We start from the raw sequence: 18,792 nt of genomic DNA on the forward strand, positions 1-18,792 counted from the left end.
GAATAATGGCTCGGCAAGCACGCACAATTATTCCCGGTCAGGCAATGCATGTGCTGGTGCGTGGTAACAATCGTGAAACCTTATTTTTTAATGAAGTAGATCGTCGTCAATATCTTGATTGGTTGCGTGAGGCGGCCAAACAATTTGGGTGTGCTGTGCATGCATTTGCTCTAATGCCAAATCATGTTCATTTGTTGATGACACCGCAGCATGAAGATTCATTATCTAAAACAATGCAGTCCTTGGGTAGACGCTATGCCCAGTACTTTAATCAATTGCATCATCGCTCTGGAACGATTTGGGAAGGTCGGTTTCGCTCTTCTCTAATAGACCCTAATTATTTTTTACGGTGCCAGCGCTTTATTGAGTTAAATCCTGTCAGGGTAGGATTTGAATCTAGCCCTCAGGATTCGGTGTGGACCAGCTTTTCATCCCATATCGGTGGAAATGTTGAATCTTGGCTTGTAGACCATCAGCACTTTTGGGGCTTGGGAAATACTCCCTTCGAAAGACAAATGGCTTGGGCGTCCTATGTCAAAGAGGGGGCTCCTCATTGGGAGGACCAGCAAATCACTGAAGCCTTAATTCGATCTAAGCCATGGGTCAGCGATGGCTACGCCAAAATACTCTTCAAAGATCATCCTGAGCGGGTATTAATACGCCATCGAGGGCGTCCAAGAAAGTTAGATTCAATCAATTCAACAACTTAGCGCAGAAGTTAGTTGATTTGCCCCTCAGAGGGGAAGCAATATTGTTTGACTCTGTCCCTTTTATGAGAATCAATTTGGCTCCTTCCGAATATTAAATGGGACAGAGTCATTTTATTTCTATTGCATCAGCATGGGTATTCCCCTATATTTGATCCTCCAAAAGTAATCAGCCCACGATGGCATACGGAAATACCATGACTACACAAATGAATACCGATCTTCGTCCAATCGCTCAAGGTCTATATGACCCACAAAATGAGCACGATGCTTGCGGCGTAGGATTCGTCGCGCATATTAAAGGTAAAAAAACTCACGAGATCGTTACCCAAGGGCTGCAGATTCTTGAGAACTTAGATCATCGTGGAGCCGTTGGTGCCGATCCGTTGATGGGCGATGGCGCTGGAATCTTGATTCAGGTTCCTGATACTTTGTATCGCGAAGAAATGGCTAAGCAAGGAATTGAATTGCCGCCATTCGGTGAGTATGGAGTTGGAATGATTTTCTTGCCAAAAGAACAAGCTTCACGTTTGGCTTGTGAGCAAGAATTAGAGCGTACTGTACGCCTGGAGGGTCAGGTTGTTCTAGGTTGGAGAGATGTTCCAATTGATGTCAAATTACCGATGTCTCCAACGGTTCAAATGACAGAACCATTTATACGTCAGATCTTCATCGGCCGCGGTCGTGACATCATGACAACGGATGCATTAGAGCGCAAGCTATATGTCATTCGTAAAACAGCTAGTCATGCCATTCAGGATTTGCATTTAAAGCATGGCAAAGAGTATTTCGTAGCATCGATGTCTGCGCGAACCATTGTTTATAAGGGTTTGCTGTTAGCCAATCAGGTCGGCGCCTATTACAAAGATTTACAAGATCCCCGTACTGTTTCAGCGCTGGCGCTTGTACATCAACGTTTCTCCACTAACACTTTCCCGGCCTGGGAGTTGGCTCACCCATACCGCATGATTGCTCATAACGGTGAGATCAATACAGTTAAGGGCAACGTCAACTGGGTAAATGCACGTGAGGGCGCTATAAGCTCCCCAGTGCTCGGTGACGATCTTAAGAAATTATGGCCACTAATTTATCCAGGCCAGTCTGATACTGCATGTTTTGATAATTGCTTAGAGCTGTTGGTAATGTCTGGCTATCCATTGGCACAAGCAATGATGATGATGATCCCAGAGGCCTGGGAGCAGCATTCATTAATGGATGATAACCGTCGCGCTTTCTATGAATATCACGCGGCCATGATGGAGCCATGGGATGGCCCCGCGGCAATGGCGTTTACCGATGGTCGTCAAATTGGTGCCACCTTGGATCGCAATGGTTTGCGTCCAGCGCGCTACTACGTAACTGATGATGATTTAGTCATCATGGCTTCTGAGGCGGGTGTATTGCCCATTCCAGAAAACAAGATTGTTCAAAAATGGCGCTTGCAACCAGGCAAGATGTTCATGATTGACATGGAGCAGGGTCGCATCATTGACGACGTTGAGTTGAAGAATGCCGTCTCTAAAGCGAAGCCATACAAGAGCTGGATTGATGCGGTTCGCGTTAAGCTTGATGAAGTCGATGCTAGCAAGGCTGACATTGTTGATGAAAAAACTAATATTCGTCCTGCCGCTAAATTACTAGATCGTCAGCAAGCCTTTGGTTATACCCAAGAGGATATTAAATACCTTATGGCGCCAATGGCCATGAATGGTGAAGAGGCTATTGGTTCAATGGGTAACGATAGCCCATTAGCTGTTCTTTCTAATAAGAACAAGCCTTTGTATAACTACTTCAAGCAATTGTTTGCGCAAGTAACGAATCCTCCGATTGATCCGATTCGTGAAAACATGGTGATGTCTTTGGTTTCATTTATTGGGCCAAAGCCAAACTTGTTGGATACCAACAATATCAACCCCCCCATGCGTTTAGAAGTAAGTCAGCCAATCTTGGACTTTGATGACATTACCAAGATTCGTCATATTGGCCATTACACGAACGGTAAGTTCCGCTCATACGAGTTGGATATCTGTTACCCAGCTTCGTGGGGCAAAGCAGGCATTGAAGCTCGCTTAGCATCTTTGTGTGCCGAAGCGGCTGATGCGGTTCGTTCCGGCTACAACATCTTGATCGTGAGTGATCGACAGGTCGATGAAAATCATGTGGCCATTCCGGCATTGCTGGCAACCTCGGCTATTCATCAGCACTTAGTTCAAAAAGGTTTACGCACAAGCGTTGGTTTGGTTGTCGAAACTGGTAGTGCCCGTGAGACACATCATTTTGCGCTCTTGGCTGGCTATGGTGCTGAAGCGGTACATCCATACCTCGCGATGGAAACTTTGGCAGATATGGCTAAGGGCCTGTCTGGCGATTTGTCTCCAGAAAAAGCTGTTAAGAACTTTGTGAAAGCAGTTGGTAAAGGCTTGCAAAAAGTGATGTCCAAGATGGGCATCTCGACTTACATGTCCTACACAGGCTCACAAATTTTTGAAGCTATTGGATTGAATCACGACATCATTGATCAGTATTTCAAAGGTACCCCATCTAATGTGGGTGGCATTGGCGTTTTTGAAGTGGCTGAAGAGGCGTTGCGCATGCATCAGTCTGCCTTTGGCAATGATCCAGTGCTAACCAATATGTTGGATGCTGGTGGTGAGTATGCCTTCCGTATTCGTGGCGAGAACCATATGTGGACTCCAGACACGATCGCAAAGTTACAGCATTCCACACGTATTGGTGCTGAGAAGGGTTATCAGACTTATAAAGAGTACGCCAACATTATTAACGATCAAACTAAGCGTCAGATGACGTTGCGTGGTTTGTTCGAATTCAAGATTGATCCAGCGAAAGCTATTCCACTTGATGAAGTTGAATCTGCAAAAGAGATCGTTAAACGTTTTGCTACAGGCGCGATGTCTTTGGGTTCTATTTCTACCGAAGCTCACGCCACGTTGGCGATTGCTATGAATCGTATTGGTGGTAAGTCCAACACTGGTGAGGGCGGCGAAGATCCAAACCGCTACGTTAATGAACTCAAAGGGATTCCGATTAAGAAGGGTGAGTCTCTTGCAAGCATCTTGGGCGAAGATGTTGTAGAGGCTAATATTCCTTTGCTTGACGGCGATTCATTGCGCTCTAAAATTAAGCAGGTTGCCTCGGGCCGCTTCGGTGTAACTACTGAATACCTACGCTCTGCTGATCAAATCCAAATCAAGATGGCTCAAGGGGCAAAGCCTGGTGAGGGCGGCCAATTGCCAGGCGGAAAAGTTTCTGACTATATTGGTAAGTTGCGCTTCTCCGTGCCAGGCGTTGGTTTAATTTCTCCTCCTCCGCATCACGATATTTACTCTATTGAGGATATTGCTCAGCTGATTCACGATCTGAAGAATGTGAACCCAGCTGCTGACGTATCTGTGAAGTTGGTTTCTGAGGTGGGCGTTGGTACGATTGCCGCAGGTGTTGCCAAAGCTAAAGCTGATCACGTAGTGATCGCTGGACACGATGGCGGTACTGGCGCCTCTCCACTGTCTTCAATCAAGCATGCGGGTTCTCCATGGGAATTGGGCTTGGCAGAAACTCAACAAACATTGGTGCTTAATGGCTTGCGTAGCCGCATTCGCGTTCAAGCTGATGGCCAAATGAAAACCGGTCGTGACGTTGTAATTGGTGCATTGTTAGGTGCAGATGAATTTGGCTTTGCAACAGCACCATTGGTTGTTGAAGGTTGCATCATGATGCGTAAGTGTCATTTAAATACCTGCCCAGTTGGGGTGGCTACGCAGGATCCACTATTGCGCAAGAAATTCTCTGGCAAGCCTGAGCATGTAGTGAACTTCTTCTTCTTTATTGCTGAAGAAGTTCGCGAGATCATGGCGCAATTGGGTATTCGTAAGTTTGATGATTTGATTGGTCGCGTTGATCTTTTGGATACACGTAAAGGTATCGAAAACTGGAAAGTTCATGGTTTGGATTTCAGTAAGATCTTTGCTGAACCTGCTGTTGCTAAAGATGTGCCACGCTATCAAGTCTTGACCCAAGACCATGGTCTTGACAGCGCACTAGATAACATCTTGATTGAGAAGAGTGAGCCTGCGCTACAACGTGGCGAGAAGGTCTCTTTCATTGTTCCGGTGAAGAACGTCAACCGTACTGTTGGTGCAATGCTGTCTGGTGAAGTAGCGCAACGTTATGGCCATGCTGGTTTACCTGATGACACGATTCACATTCAGTTAAACGGTACTGCTGGTCAAAGCTTTGCGGCCTTCCTGGCGCGCGGTATTACTTTGGACTTGGTTGGTGATGGCAACGACTATGTTGGCAAAGGTCTCTCAGGTGGACGCGTGATCGTGCGAGCTCCGCACGAGTTCCGTGGTGATACAGCGAAGAATATTATTGTCGGTAATACCGTCTTATACGGCGCTATTGGCGGTGAAGCATTCTTTAATGGTGTTGCTGGCGAGCGTTTTGCGGTCCGTAATTCTGGAGCGACTACCGTTGTTGAGGGCACTGGCGATCATGGTTGTGAGTACATGACTGGCGGCACAGTAGTCGTTTTAGGCGCAACTGGTCGTAACTTTGCAGCAGGTATGAGTGGTGGTATTGCTTATGTCTACGATGAAGATGGCATGTTTGATAAGCGTTGCAATACCAGCATGGCAACTCTAGAGAAGGTGCTTCCTTCTGCTGAGCAAATTGCCAAGATGCCGCAGTCTGAGTGGCATGCTCCTGTTGATGTGAAGGATGGCGGTGAGCGCTTAACTGATGAGCAGATTCTTAAGGGCTTGATTGAGCGCCACTTCCGTCACACAGGCTCAGAGCGCGCTAAGGCACTCTTGGCTGACTGGGAAAATGCTCGCGGTCGTTTTGTGAAAGTTCTCCCAACTGAATACAAGCGCGCATTAGGTGAGTTGTGGGAAAAGGCTCAAGTTAAAGCTGTTGCTGCATAAGTTGCTTAATTAACGTAGATAGATATTAAGAAAAGATACGAAGGATTCGATATGGGTAAGGTCACTGGATTTATGGAATTTGAGCGCGTAGAAGAAACCTACGAAGCTCCCACTAAACGCCTTCATCACTACAAAGAGTTTGTTGCTGCTTTAACAGACGAAGAGGCAAAAGTGCAGGGCGCACGTTGCATGGATTGTGGAATTCCTTTTTGCAATAACGGCTGTCCTGTCAATAACATCATTCCGGATTTCAATGACTTGGTATTCCATAGCGACTGGAAGAACGCCCTAGATGTTTTGCAATCTACCAATAACTTTCCAGAGTTTACTGGTCGTATCTGCCCGGCACCTTGTGAAGCGGCATGTACCTTGGGCATTAACAGCAATGCTGTTGGTATTAAGTCGATTGAGCACGCCATTATTGATAAGGGCTGGGAGAGTGGTTGGGTTAAACCGCAGCCCTCTAAAACTAAGACTGGTAAAAAGGTAGCTGTTGTTGGCGGCGGTCCTGCTGGTATGGCAACTGCGCAGCAACTTGCCCGTGTTGGCCATGATGTTACGGTGTTTGAGAAGAATGACCGTGTTGGCGGTTTGTTGCGCTACGGTATTCCTGATTTCAAAATGGAAAAGTGGTTAATTGATCGTCGTGTTGAGCAGATGCAAGCCGAAGGTGTGAAGTTTGAAACGGGCGTATTCGTTGGTAAAGAAGCCATTGGCGCTGAAGTTAAAAACTACTCAACTAAAACCGTTTCGCCAGATCAGTTAATGAAAGATTTTGATGCTGTAGTTATTTCTGGTGGCGCAGAACAGCCACGTGATTTGCCCGTGCCAGGTCGTGAATTGGCTGGCGTTCACTTCGCTTTGGAATTTTTGATTCCTCAGAATAAAGAAAATGCGGGTGACTTCAAAAATGAAATTTCCGCTGCTGGTAAGCATGTTGTTGTGATTGGTGGTGGTGATACAGGATCAGATTGCGTTGGAACTTCCAACCGTCATGGTGCTGCAAAGATTACTCAATTTGAGTTAATGCCGCAGCCACCAGAAACAGAGAATAAGCCTTTAGTCTGGCCATACTGGCCTACTAAGTTGCGCACATCTTCTTCCCATGAAGAGGGTTGTGATCGGGACTGGTCTGTTGCGACTAAGCGCTTCGAAGGTAAAAATGGCAAGCTCGAGAAATTGGTTTGCGTGCGTTTAGAGTGGAAAGACGGCAAGATGACTGAGATGCCAAACTCTGAGTTTGAGATTAAGGCTGATTTGGTTTTCTTAGCGATGGGTTTTGTCTCGCCTGCGCAACAAGTCCTCAATGCCTTCGGTGTTGATAAAGATGCTCGCGGTAATGCAAAAGCCACTGTTGATGGTCAAAATGCCTATCAAACCAACATTCCAAAGGTATTTGCGGCGGGTGATATGCGTCGTGGGCAGTCTTTGGTGGTGTGGGCAATTCGTGAGGGTCGTCAAGCAGCCCGTGCGGTAGATGAGTATTTGATGGGGTCTTCTGTTCTGCCGCGATAATATCGAGGATATGAACAGCCGTCACCCCGACTCAGTGAATTTACATCATCAGGCTGTAGGTAAAAGCCCAAGTGAAGTTGTCGTTGAAATTAAAGACGTCAACTTCTCTTATGCGCCCGGTGAGCGACAAATTCTGTCGGGGCTCAATATGAAGTTTCGTCGTGGCCAAGTGGTTGCGGTGATGGGTGGTTCAGGTTGCGGCAAGACAACCATTTTGAGGTTGATTGGCGGCCAGTTCGCTGCCCAGTCGGGTCAGGTATTGTTTGAAGGTCGGGATGTGGGCAAGATGACATCTGCCGAACTCATGATTGCGCGTCGTCGCATGGGCATGCTGTTTCAATTCGGCGCCCTTTTTACTGATCTTAGCGTTTTTGAAAACGTTGCCTTTCCATTGCGCGAACATACAGATTTGAGCGAAGAGTTATTGCGCTCGCTGGTTTTAATGAAGCTTAATGCAGTAGGTTTACGAGGCGCGCGCGATTTGATGCCATCGCAAATTTCTGGCGGCATGGCAAGGCGAGTTGCGCTTGCAAGAGCAATTGCTTTGGATCCGCCACTCATCATGTATGACGAGCCATTTGCTGGTTTAGATCCTATTTCCTTGGGTATTACAGCTCGCCTTATTCGGGATTTAAATAATGCCCTGGGCGCTACAAGTTTATTGGTGACGCACGATGTTGAAGAGACATTTGAGATTGCAGATTATGTTTATTTCATTGCAAATGGGCGTATTGGGGCGGAAGGCACCCCTGAAGAATTGAGTCGCTCAACAGATCCTTTTGTACGCCAGTTCTTAGACGCATCTCCAGATGGCCCTGTACCATTTCATTATCCAGGTCAAAGTCTTGAGGAAGATTTTGGAGTGCTTCTGAAATGAATATTTTTTATAAGAGCTTAGATCTTTTTGGCGATCTTGGATTTTTTATTCGTCGCAACTTAACGAGTCTTGGACTTGCTGCACGTATGTTTGTAGCTGTCATTTGGCGCTCTGCCTTTTTATTAAAAAGACCCCGCTTAGTTTCCGATCAAATTTTATTTGTGGGCAATCACTCCTTTGTGATCATTGCGGTGTCTGGTTTATTTGTTGGTTTTGTTTTAGGTCTCCAGGGTTATTACACTCTGAATCGTTATGGTTCAGAGCAGGCGCTAGGTTTATTGGTTGCCTTATCACTGACGCGTGAATTGGGCCCAGTGATTACCGCTTTATTGTTTGCTGGTCGCGCTGGCACTTCGCTAACTGCGGAAATTGGCCTGATGAAAGCCGGTGAGCAATTAAGTGCAATGGAGATGATGGCTGTTGACCCCTTGAGTCGCGTCATCGCTCCCCGTTTGTGGGCGGGCATTATTGCCATGCCAATTTTGGCAACAATCTTTACAGCGGTTGGTGTGATGGGCGGCTACTTTGTTGGCGTGCCTTTAATTGGGGTTGACTCCGGCGCTTTTTGGTCGCAGATGCAAGGCGGGGTTGATCTCTTCTCCGATATTGGTAATGGCCTCATTAAAAGTTTAGTTTTTGGTGTAGCCGTGACTTTTATAGCCCTATATCAAGGCTATGAGGCTAAGCCTACGCCCGAGGGAGTGTCGCAAGCAACCACAAGAACTGTGGTGATCTCATCTTTATCTGTATTGGCATTGGACTTCTTGCTAACCGCGATGATGTTCTCGAATTAGAAAGAATAAACTGGAACTCTTATGAGAAAAAGTGCAATTGATGTTTGGGTCGGGATCTTTGTAGCCATTGGCTTATTGGCAGCTTTGTTTCTGGCATTAAAAGTCGGCAATATGAATGCCGTTTCATTTGCACCGACTTATAAAATTTCTGCCCGTTTCGATAATATCGGTGGACTCAAGCCACGGGCGCCCGTTAAGAGTGCAGGTGTCGTTGTTGGACGTATTGCTAACATTTCCTTTGATGACAAGACTTATCAGGCCACTGTCACCATGACAATTGAAGATACTTATAAGTTTCCAAAGGATTCTTCCGCCAAGATTTTGACTTCAGGATTACTCGGCGAGCAATATATTGGTCTAGAGGCTGGCGGTTCAGATGACATGTTGGCTGCAGGAGATAAGATTACTCAAACACAGTCTGCTGTAGTGCTAGAAAACTTAATCAGTCAGTTTTTATATAACAAGGCCGCAGATAGCGGTCAAGACAAGGGCGCAGCAAAATAATGCACTTAGTGGCCAGGCTCAAACGTTTAGTGTTGCTAGGTCTAGTCACGACCATGGTGGGTTGTGCGTCTATTCCTGCTGGGGTTGAGCCTTCCCCACATGATCCTTGGGAGTCCTTTAATCGCTCAGTGTTTGAGTTTAATGAAGGCTTGGATGCATACTTACTAAAGCCCGTAGTTGCTGGTTACCGCTTTGTTTTGCCTGAATTTATTCGGGATGGTATTTACAACTTCTTTAGTAATTACAGCGATATTTATACGGCTTTGCAAAATCTGTTGCAGGGCAAGCCAGACTATGCCTTTAGCGATCTTATGCGAGTGGTCGTTAATACTACTTTTGGTTTGGGTGGTTTGATTGATATGGCAACGCCTGGCGGGTTGCCAAAGCATAAAGAGGATTGGGGTCAAACCTTTGGCGTTTGGGGTATCCCATCTGGCCCTTATGTGGTTTTACCGTTCTTTGGACCAAGTAACGTTAGGGATAGCTTTGGTACGGTGGCTGATTTGGAGTCTGATTACTTGTTTAGATTGTTGCCAGACGTTGCCTTGAGAAATAGCATTACGGGTCTGCGAGTTGTTAACGCACGCAATACTTACTATGAGGCTGGCGACTTATTAGATGGCGCGGCAATCGATAAATATAGCTTTATGCGAGATGCCTATATTCAGAGGCGTGCGTATCAGATTAACGAGGGGCGCGATGATGAGGAGCCTCTGATGCCTGTATACGAAAACCCATACGAATAAACCGTCTACCCTGGGCTAGATTTTGTTAAAGGGCTAAAATGAGCCTCAATTACCAGCATCGAACGAGGACACATGAAAAGCCATAAAACCATTCAAAAATATTTCAAGGTATTGCTATCAAGCCTGTTTTTATTTGTTGGCGGTGTTTATGCCCAGGGAGCAGATCAATCTACTCCTGATGGTTTGATCAAGGCTGTAGTTTCTGATGTCATGGCTTCCGTGAAGTCTGATCCCGAGATTCAAAAAGGGAATATTCCTCGCATCGTGGATTTAGTGGAAAAGAAAATTGTTCCCTATACCGATATGCGGCGCACTACTGAAATGGCGATGGGCCCAAATTGGAAAAAAGCTACCCCCGAGCAGCAGGCACAACTCATGACTGAGTTTAAGAATTTACTCATTCGCACTTACTCTGGTGCTTTAAGTCAGTTGCGCGATCAGACAATCCAATTTAAACCCTTGCGCGCGGCTCCAGATGATAAAGAAGTGATTGTGAAGACTGTGGTAATTGGCCGCGGTGATCCAGTTCCACTTGACTATCGCTTGGAGAAAACAGCTAATGGCTGGAAAGTCTATGACATGAACATCATGGGTGTGTGGCTGGTTGAGGCATATCGCAATCAGTTTGCGAATCAAATTAGCCAGAATGGTATTGAGGGTCTTGTGAAATTTTTGCAGGATCGCAATAAACAGCTTGCTGCTGCAAAGCCAGCAAACTGAAGCTTCCTAACATTAAGTAAAGAGAAACATTAGATGCCATTTTTGCTGCCCGTCTCAGTAACGCAAGACAATGTTTTGCAACTAGAAAAAGATGGATTATTAAATTTGGCTACTTTACAAACCGTGGATTGTATTCAGCTAAAAGAATTTGACTCTACCGTATTAACGGTTTTATTGGCATGGCAGAAAAAATTGCAAGCTATTGGTCAGCGGGTTAGTGTTCAAAATGCTCCTGAGAAATTAAAAGTATTGGCTGGTGTATACGGTGTTGCCGAGCTATTAGGTTTGCAATAGCATGCACGCTGCCATATCGATTAAAAACATAGCAAAAAATTATGGCGCACTTCAGGCGCTAGACGATGTCTCTTTAACAATTGAACAAGGCGAGTTCTTTGGTTTGCTTGGCCCCAACGGTGCTGGCAAGACAACGCTGATCTCGATTTTGGCTGGCTTAGTTACTGCAGACCATGGGCATGCTGCAATCATGGGCGCCGATGTTCAAGGTCAATTTCGTCAAGCTCGACGCATGCTTGGAGTTGTGCCGCAGGAGTTAGTGTTTGACCCGTTTTTTACCGTAAGGGAAACGTTGCAATTTCAATCTGGTTATTTTGGTATTCGTCAAAATGATGCCTGGATTGATGAGATTATGGCTAACCTAGACCTCACCGGTAAAGCTGACAGCAATATGCGCTCTTTATCAGGCGGTATGAAGCGCCGAGTATTAGTAGCACAGGCCTTGGTTCATAGACCACCAGTGATTATTTTGGATGAGCCAACTGCTGGCGTTGATGTTGAATTGCGTCAATCACTTTGGCAATTTATTAGTCGCCTTAATCAAGATGGACATACGATTGTGCTAACAACGCATTACCTGGAAGAGGCTGAAGCCCTATGCCAACGAATCGCTATGCTCAAACAAGGAAATATTGTTGCTTTAGATACCACTGCGAATTTGCTGAGTCAGTATGGCTCGGTCAAAAAAGACGGTGAGGGCAAGGCAGATCTCGAAGATGTTTTTGTGAACATCATGTCAGGCGGTGCGCGATGAAGTCTGTCTTGAATAAACCTAAAATTTCATATGGCAGCGGCTTTCCAACATTGCTCTTAAAAGAAGTAAAGCGTTTTTATAAGGTGGCATTTCAGACGGTTGCTGCTCCGGTACTTACAGCGGTCTTGTATTTAATGATTTTCGGACATGTTTTAGAAGGTAAGGAAGTTTATGGCCGCTTAAACTACACGGCCTTTCTTATTCCCGGGCTTGTCATGATGAGCGTATTGCAAAATGCTTTTGCCAATACCTCTTCATCCCTCATTCAATCTAAAGTGACTGGTAATTTAGTATTTGTGCTACTGGCGCCATTTAGTCATATAGAGTTTTATGCCGCTTATGTATTGGCTGCAGTATTTAGAGGAATCGTCGTTGGCACAGGTGTTTTGATCATCACGGCATGGTTTGCTATGCCATCCTTTGAATATCCGCTATGGATCATGGCGTTTGCTCTTTTGGGTGCCGCCATTTTGGGTAGCATGGGATTGATAGCAGGCATCTGGGCCGATAAATACGATCAATTAGCGGCATTTCAAAACTTTATCATCATGCCAGCAACAATGTTATCTGGTGTGTTCTACTCTATTCATTCTCTGCCAGTTGCGTGGCAAACCGTTTCTCATTTCAATCCATTTTTTTACATGATTGATGGATTTCGTTACGGCTTCTTTGGAGTGTCTGATATTTCCCCTTGGAATAGCTTGGTAATTGTTGCGTGCTTTTTCATTTTGGTTTCAGCAGTGGCTTTGCGTTTATTACAAAGGGGCTACAAGTTAAGGCACTAATGCCATTGGTAGGTATTGGTAGTGATGAGTAATTTTGAGAATGAGGAGATTGTGATGTTGCCAACCCCGGAGCAAATTGAGGGATACATTCAGCAGGGCCTTGCATGTACCCATGTCAAAGTCGAGGGCGATGGGCAGCATTTTTTTGCAACGATTGTGAGTCCTGAGTTTGAAGGTAAGCGTTTAATTCAGCGGCACCAATTAGTCTATGGGGCTATGGGTGATCGTATGAAAGCCGAGGTACATGCTTTATCCATTAAAGCCTTTACACCTGAAGAGTTTGCGAAAAATCCAACAACTTAAAATACAGCATTAGATTTTCACTGGAAAAGATTTATGGATAAATTACGAATGGTTGGCGGCACTCCCCTCAAGGGTGAAGTGGCTATTGCCGGCGCTAAAAATGCGGCATTGCCGATTCTGTGTGCCTGCTTATTAACGGATCAGCCAATCACTTTGCATAACGTTCCAGATTTACAAGATGTACGTACCATGCTCAAGTTATTGCAAGAAATTGGGGTCACCGTTACATTCCCTGACCCCAATAATCGCAACCATGTGATACTTAATGCGGCCAATATTAAGAGCTCAGAAGCAACTTATGAAATGGTGAAAACCATGCGCGCTTCTATTTTGGTCCTTGGTCCTTTGCTTACTAGAATGCACAGCGCTAAAGTTTCTTTACCTGGCGGTTGTGCGATTGGGGCGCGTCCAGTCGACCAACACATTAAAGGCTTAAAAGCCATGGGCGCCACAATCAAAATTAAGAGTGGTTATATTCAAGCTGAAACAAAATCGGCTACAGGTCGTTTGCAAGGCGCCTCTGTCTTGACTGACATGATCACTGTCACTGGTACAGAAAATCTATTGATGGCTGCTACTTTGGCATCGGGTACTACGATTTTGGAGAATGCTGCGCGCGAGCCAGAGGTGGGAGACTTGGCAGAGCTACTTGTCAAAATGGGCGCAAAGATCACTGGTATTGGTAGTGATCGCCTAGTTATTGAAGGTGTTGAAAAGCTGCATAGCGCAGAGCATGCCGTAATTGCTGACCGTATTGAGGCAGGTACTTTCTTATGCGCTGTTGCTGCGGCTGGTGGTGAGGTCTTGGTGAAGCACTGTCGCCCAGACACCCTTGATGCTGTGATGGTAAAGCTCAAGGAAGCTGGTTTACAGATGGAGGTTGGTCCTGATTGGATTAGAGCCTCGATGCATGGTCGCCCAAAGGCTGTTAGCTTCCGCACATCTGAATATCCCGCCTTTCCGACAGATATGCAGGCCCAACTTATGGCAGTCAATGCCATTGCTGAGGGCAATGCCACAATTACTGAAACCATCTTTGAAAACCGCTTTATGCACGTTCAGGAGATGAATCGTCTGGGCGCTGATATCGCAATTGAGGGCAATACGGCGATTGCACAAGGGGTAGAGAAGCTTTCTGGGGCTATCGTGATGGCTACCGATTTACGCGCTTCGGCCAGCCTGGTCATTGCCGGCTTAGCTGCCCAAGGTGAAACCCAGGTAGATCGGATTTATCACCTCGATCGTGGATACGACCGCATGGAGCAAAAGTTAACCCTCTTAGGGGCTAACATTCAGCGCATCAAGTGAGCCTGATGGATAATTAGTCCATGAAGTTAACTTTAGCCCTCTCGAAGGGGCGAATCTTCGAAGAAACCGCTGAGATCTTATCCAAGATCGGTATTCGTCCGCTTGAAGATCCTGAAAAGTCACGCAAACTCATTATTGAGACCTCTAATCCGGATGTACGCCTCATTATTGTGCGTGCTTCCGATGTGCCAACCTATGTTCAGTTCGGTGGTGCGGATTTTGGTGTTGCGGGTTTAGATGTCTTGATGGAGAACGGCACTGATGGTTTGTATGTCCCATTCGATTTGGATATTGCTAAATGCCGGATGTCTGTTGCTGTAAAAGAAGGTTTTGATTACGCCGCTGCTGTTCAGCAGGGCTCCCGCTTGAAGGTAGCGACAAAATATGTGAATTGCGCGCGCGAACACTTTGCAAATAAAGGTGTGCATATCGATACGATTCATTTGTATGGCTCGATGGAGTTGGCTCCATTAGTTGGTTTGGCTGATGCCATTGTGGATTTAGTGTCCACAGGCAACACCTTACGCGCAAACGGCCTCGTTGAGGTTGAGCCGATTGCCAATATCAGCGCGCGTCTTGTGGTGAATCAAGCTTCTTATAAACGTAAGCGCTCGCAGTTGCAGCCATTCTTTGAATTACTCAAGTAAAAGAAATTCATATGTCTGTTGCACGGGTTAACGTTAAACGACTGAATAGCCAGGATGCTGGGTTTAAAGAAACCTTGCTCTCAAGCCTTTCTTTGCCAATGGCCGATGATGAGGCGATTGATGCTGCGGTTGTTAGAATTTTGGCGCAAGTGAAGGCCGACGGTGATGCTGCTGTCCTTGCATTTACAAAACAGTTTGACCGTTTAAATGTTGCCGACGTCACTGAGCTAGAGATTACTCAAGAAGAATTAAAAAAAGCCTACGAAGGTTTATCGGCTGAACAGAAAAATGCACTGGATATTGCTGCACAAAGAGTTCGTGCATATCACGAAAAACAAAAGATTGAAGCGGGATGTCACTCGTGGGAGTATGAAGAGGCAGATGGCACACGCTTGGGGCAAAAAGTCACTCCATTAGATCGCGTAGGCATTTATGTTCCTGGCGGTAAGGCCGCCTATCCATCCTCTGTTTTGATGAATGCGATTCCTGCAAAGGTTGCGGGGGTGACAGAGGTCATCATGGTGGTACCCACTCCCGATGGGGCGCGTAATTCTTTGGTCTTGGCTGCGGCCTATTTGTCGGGTGTAGATCGTGTCTTTACGATCGGTGGCGCACAAGCAGTTGGCGCTCTGGCTTACGGCACTAAGACCATTCCACCAGTCGATAAAATTGTTGGTCCCGGTAATGCCTATGTCGCTGCTGCTAAGCGCAGGGTGTTTGGAATTGTTGGTATCGACATGATTGCTGGCCCCTCAGAAATTTTAGTTTTGTGCGATGGCTCAAGCAATCCCGATTGGATTGCGATGGATTTGTTTTCTCAAGCTGAGCATGATGAATTAGCGCAGTCTATTTTGCTTTGTCCAGATGAGCAATTTATTGAGCAGGTACAGAGCAGTATTAATAAGTTGTTGCCAGAAATGCCGAGAAAGAAAGTGATTGAAACATCACTTGCTAATCGCGCTTTACTGATTCAGGTGAGAGATATGAAGGAGGCTTGCGACATTGCGAATGCAATCGCTGCTGAGCACTTAGAAATTTGCGCTGCAGAGCCACGTAAGTGGGCTGACCTCATTCGTCATGCAGGTGCCATCTTCATGGGTAACTACACTAGCGAGTCTCTTGGCGATTATTGTGCAGGGCCAAATCACGTTTTGCCAACAGCACGAACTGCGCGTTTCTCATCTCCACTAGGGGTGTACGATTTTATCAAGCGCTCGAGCATGATTGAGGTTAGTGAAGCTGGCGCGCAAACATTGGGTGCTGTAGCCAGTACTCTCGCGCACGGCGAGGGCCTGACGGCTCACGCTCGTGCTGCTGAGATGCGTCTGAAGAAATACATTCAGAAATAAAAAATTACCGTAATGAATCTAGCTCAAGCACTAGCTAGGATTTCTTTCAAGGCTGCAACTAGCTCGTTAGTTTGCTCGTCGGTGCCGATAGTGATGCGTAGAAATTCTTCTATGCGTGGCGATTGAAAGTGACGCACGATAATTCCGCGATCTCGTAAGGACTGATACAGTTTCACACCTTTATGTTTTGGGTGGTGCGTAAATATGAAGTTTGCTGTTGATGGCAAAGTATCAAAACCCAACATTGTTAGTTCGTGTACCAAGCGTTCACGAGTCTGAATCACTTTCTTTGTAGTGATCTCTAGATGCGCTTGATCTTGAATGGCAGCGATTGCACCTGTTTGCGCCAAGCGCCCAAGAGGATAAGAGTTAAAGCTATTCTTGACGCGCTCTAAACCTTCAATGAGGGCGGGGTGACCTACAGCAAATCCCACCCGTAATCCCGCTAGGGCGCGAGACTTAGATAGGGTGTGAACGACTAAGAGATTCTCTGGGCAAGCATTCCCGCGTAACAGTGGGATAGAGGATTCGGTTCCGTAGTCGACATAAGCCTCATCGATAACCACTACTGAATCTATATTTCTGCCGAGGAGTGATTCGATATCTGCCCTAGGAATGGCTCGTCCAGTGGGGGCGTTGGGGTTGGGGAAAATAATCCCACCATTGGGAAATTTGAAATCTTTTGTCTCAATTTCAAAATTAGGGCCTAGGGCGACGGTTTGATAGTCAATCCCAAATAACTTGCAGTAGACAGGGTAGAAGCTATAGGTGATATCCGGAAACTGGATCGGCTTAGCTTGTTTGAGGAGCCCTAGAAATACGTGAGCCAGGACTTCGTCCGAGCCATTGCCTAAAAACACCTGTTTTGGGTCTAGGCCATGCAAATCAGCGATGGCTTTTTTAAGGGCTACTCCTTCTGGGTCTGGATAAAGCCTTAAATCATCATTTGTTTGCTCATTTATCGCTGCTAGCGCCTTGGGAGAGGGTCCATAAGGGCTCTCGTTAGTGTTTAGCTTTACTAACCGCTTCATTTGCGGTTGCTCCCCAGGAACATAGGGGGTAAGGGTCTGAACAACGGGGCTCCAAAAGCGGCTCATTAGGGACTCTAGTTAAAAATCTGCAAAAGTTAATAAATACCAGCAGGCAAATCAGCATTTATATCTGTATTAGGAATGATATTATGAGGCTTCAATCAACACTTCGCCTCGCGGCGCACTGAAGCATGCGGCAAGCCGACGTTACCCGAAACACTTCGGAAACCAAAATTCAAATTGCTATCAATTTAGATGGCACTGGTAAGGCTGAGCTAGCCTCAGGTGTTCCATTCCTAGACCATATGCTCGATCAAATTGCCCGTCACGGCATGATTGACCTCAAAGTGGTGGCAAAAGGGGATACCCATATTGATGATCACCATACCGTTGAGGATGTCGGCATCACTCTGGGTCAGGCATTTGCCAAGGCGGTTGGTGATAAAGCGGGCATTACTCGCTATGGCCACTCTTATGTCCCTTTGGATGAAACCCTATCTCGCGTTGTAATCGATTTTTCAGGTCGACCAGGACTGGAGTTCAATGTGCCATTTACCCGAGCGCGCGTGGGTGACTTTGACGTGGATCTGAGCATTGAGTTTTTCCGCGGCTTTGTAAACCACGCTGGAGTAACCTTGCATATTGATAATTTGCGGGGTATTAATGCTCACCATCAGATTGAAACCGTGTTCAAGGCTTTTGGCCGTGCTTTACGGATGGCTTTAGAGCTTGATCCCCGTGCGTCTGGCGTTGTTCCATCTACCAAGGGCAGTCTCTAATCTAGAAAATTTCTAGCATTGGGTAGAAGACCGTCAAAAAACTACAGAACATAGGCTAACAATTGGCGCAAACCATTGCGATCGTCGATTATGGAATGGGTAATTTACGTTCTGTATATCAAGCATTTCATCATGTGGCTCCTGATGCCAATGTGGTGATTGCGCGTAAGCCCGAAGAAATTATTGCCGCAGAGCGAGTGGTTCTGCCTGGACAAGGCGCAATGCCTGATTGTATGAAGCATTTAGAAGAGTCTGGCTTGCTTGAAGCATTGTTGGAAGCTGCAAAAAACAAGCCGTTATTAGGTGTTTGCGTTGGCGAACAAATGCTTTTTGATCGGAGTGCCGAAGTGCGCTCAAGCGCTGATGCATCCTGGACCCCTTGTTTGGGTCTGATTTCAGGGGAAGTCAGGCGTTTTGAGTTAGCTGGTAAATTCCAGCCAGATGGATCTGCTTATAAGGTTCCTCACATGGGTTGGAATCAAGTTCGTCAGAATCGTCAGCACCCGATTTGGGATGGCATACCTGATATGACCAGTTTTTATTTTGTGCATAGTTATTACGTTGTGCCGCAAGACAAAGAAGATATCGCGGGCTCAACGGAGTATGGGGATTGGTTTACTTCTGCTGTTGCAAGGGATAATATTTTTGCAACCCAATTTCATCCTGAAAAAAGTGCAGAATACGGCTTAAAGCTCTACAAAAATTTTGTTTCTTGGCAACCTTAATATTTATCTGA

18 protein-coding genes are annotated in these 18,792 nt (G+C 46.1%); 17 read left to right on the forward strand and 1 reads right to left on the reverse strand.

Annotation, left to right across the window (positions count from 1 at the left end):
- Positions 1 to 5 precede the first annotated feature (5 nt).
- The 15 genes from AOB49_RS01620 to hisD all read left to right on the forward strand — a co-directional run bounded on the left by AOB49_RS01620 (position 6) and on the right by hisD (position 16,246).
- Entirely contained in the window at positions 6 to 710 is a 705-nt protein-coding gene (locus AOB49_RS01620) for a transposase (protein WP_062307099.1), read from the forward strand.
- A gap of 194 nt (positions 711 to 904) precedes the next feature.
- A complete protein-coding gene (locus AOB49_RS01625) occupies positions 905 to 5,650 on the forward strand; it encodes a glutamate synthase-related protein (protein WP_062307102.1) in 4,746 nt (1,581 codons plus the stop codon).
- Between the two features lie 51 nt (positions 5,651 to 5,701).
- Positions 5,702 to 7,165: a glutamate synthase subunit beta gene (locus AOB49_RS01630; protein ID WP_062307103.1), complete on the forward strand. Its 1,464-nt coding sequence runs from the start codon at positions 5,702 to 5,704 to the stop codon at positions 7,163 to 7,165.
- A gap of 10 nt (positions 7,166 to 7,175) precedes the next feature.
- Positions 7,176 to 8,042 (forward strand): ABC transporter ATP-binding protein, encoded by an 867-nt coding sequence (locus AOB49_RS01635; RefSeq protein WP_172793380.1) that lies wholly within the window; start codon positions 7,176 to 7,178, stop codon positions 8,040 to 8,042.
- Positions 8,039 to 8,836, forward strand: a complete 798-nt coding sequence (mlaE, locus tag AOB49_RS01640; RefSeq protein WP_062307106.1) for a lipid asymmetry maintenance ABC transporter permease subunit MlaE — start codon at positions 8,039 to 8,041, stop codon at positions 8,834 to 8,836. The genes AOB49_RS01635 and mlaE overlap by 4 nt, the downstream gene beginning before the upstream one ends.
- A gap of 21 nt (positions 8,837 to 8,857) precedes the next feature.
- Positions 8,858 to 9,340 (forward strand): outer membrane lipid asymmetry maintenance protein MlaD, encoded by a 483-nt coding sequence (gene mlaD, locus AOB49_RS01645; protein WP_062307109.1) that lies wholly within the window; start codon positions 8,858 to 8,860, stop codon positions 9,338 to 9,340.
- The gene (locus tag AOB49_RS01650) at positions 9,340 to 10,086 is read left to right on the forward strand and encodes an MlaA family lipoprotein (protein WP_082784012.1); all 747 of its coding nucleotides are present in this window, start codon (positions 9,340 to 9,342) and stop codon (positions 10,084 to 10,086) included. The genes mlaD and AOB49_RS01650 overlap by 1 nt, the downstream gene beginning before the upstream one ends.
- A gap of 72 nt (positions 10,087 to 10,158) precedes the next feature.
- On the forward strand, positions 10,159 to 10,806 hold the full coding sequence (locus AOB49_RS01655) for an MlaC/ttg2D family ABC transporter substrate-binding protein (protein WP_062307115.1): 648 nt from the start codon (positions 10,159 to 10,161) through the stop codon (positions 10,804 to 10,806).
- Between the two features lie 33 nt (positions 10,807 to 10,839).
- A complete protein-coding gene (locus tag AOB49_RS01660) occupies positions 10,840 to 11,100 on the forward strand; it encodes an STAS domain-containing protein (protein ID WP_062307117.1) in 261 nt (86 codons plus the stop codon).
- Position 11,101: 1 nt separating this feature from the next.
- The gene (locus AOB49_RS01665; protein WP_062307120.1) at positions 11,102 to 11,854 is read left to right on the forward strand and encodes an ATP-binding cassette domain-containing protein; all 753 of its coding nucleotides are present in this window, start codon (positions 11,102 to 11,104) and stop codon (positions 11,852 to 11,854) included.
- Entirely contained in the window at positions 11,851 to 12,639 is a 789-nt protein-coding gene (locus AOB49_RS01670; protein WP_062307123.1) for an ABC transporter permease, read from the forward strand. The genes AOB49_RS01665 and AOB49_RS01670 overlap by 4 nt, the downstream gene beginning before the upstream one ends.
- 54 nt (positions 12,640 to 12,693) lie before the next feature.
- A complete protein-coding gene (locus tag AOB49_RS01675; protein ID WP_062307335.1) occupies positions 12,694 to 12,942 on the forward strand; it encodes a BolA family protein in 249 nt (82 codons plus the stop codon).
- A 33-nt stretch (positions 12,943 to 12,975) separates the two neighbouring features.
- Positions 12,976 to 14,250, forward strand: a complete 1,275-nt coding sequence (gene murA, locus AOB49_RS01680) for a UDP-N-acetylglucosamine 1-carboxyvinyltransferase (RefSeq protein ID WP_062307125.1) — start codon at positions 12,976 to 12,978, stop codon at positions 14,248 to 14,250.
- Positions 14,251 to 14,270: 20 nt separating this feature from the next.
- Entirely contained in the window at positions 14,271 to 14,897 is a 627-nt protein-coding gene (gene hisG, locus AOB49_RS01685) for an ATP phosphoribosyltransferase (protein WP_062307127.1), read from the forward strand.
- An 11-nt stretch (positions 14,898 to 14,908) separates the two neighbouring features.
- On the forward strand, positions 14,909 to 16,246 hold the full coding sequence (hisD, locus tag AOB49_RS01690) for a histidinol dehydrogenase (RefSeq protein ID WP_062307128.1): 1,338 nt from the start codon (positions 14,909 to 14,911) through the stop codon (positions 16,244 to 16,246).
- 23 nt (positions 16,247 to 16,269) lie between these two features.
- Here hisD and hisC read toward each other — a convergent pair whose 3' ends face one another.
- Positions 16,270 to 17,343: a histidinol-phosphate transaminase gene (hisC, locus tag AOB49_RS01695; RefSeq protein WP_062307130.1), complete on the reverse strand. Its 1,074-nt coding sequence runs from the start codon at positions 17,341 to 17,343 to the stop codon at positions 16,270 to 16,272.
- 125 nt (positions 17,344 to 17,468) lie between these two features.
- On the opposite strand from hisC, the gene hisB reads away from it, so the two are divergent.
- Positions 17,469 to 18,056, forward strand: coding sequence for an imidazoleglycerol-phosphate dehydratase HisB (hisB, locus tag AOB49_RS01700; protein WP_062307133.1), 588 nt, complete (start codon positions 17,469 to 17,471; stop codon positions 18,054 to 18,056).
- Positions 18,057 to 18,118: 62 nt separating this feature from the next.
- A complete protein-coding gene (gene hisH / locus AOB49_RS01705; protein ID WP_062307135.1) occupies positions 18,119 to 18,781 on the forward strand; it encodes an imidazole glycerol phosphate synthase subunit HisH in 663 nt (220 codons plus the stop codon).
- The last annotated feature ends 11 nt before the right edge of the window (positions 18,782 to 18,792 follow it).

The organism is Polynucleobacter sinensis, assembly GCF_001595985.1.
GTDB lineage: Bacteria > Pseudomonadota > Gammaproteobacteria > Burkholderiales > Burkholderiaceae > Polynucleobacter > Polynucleobacter sinensis.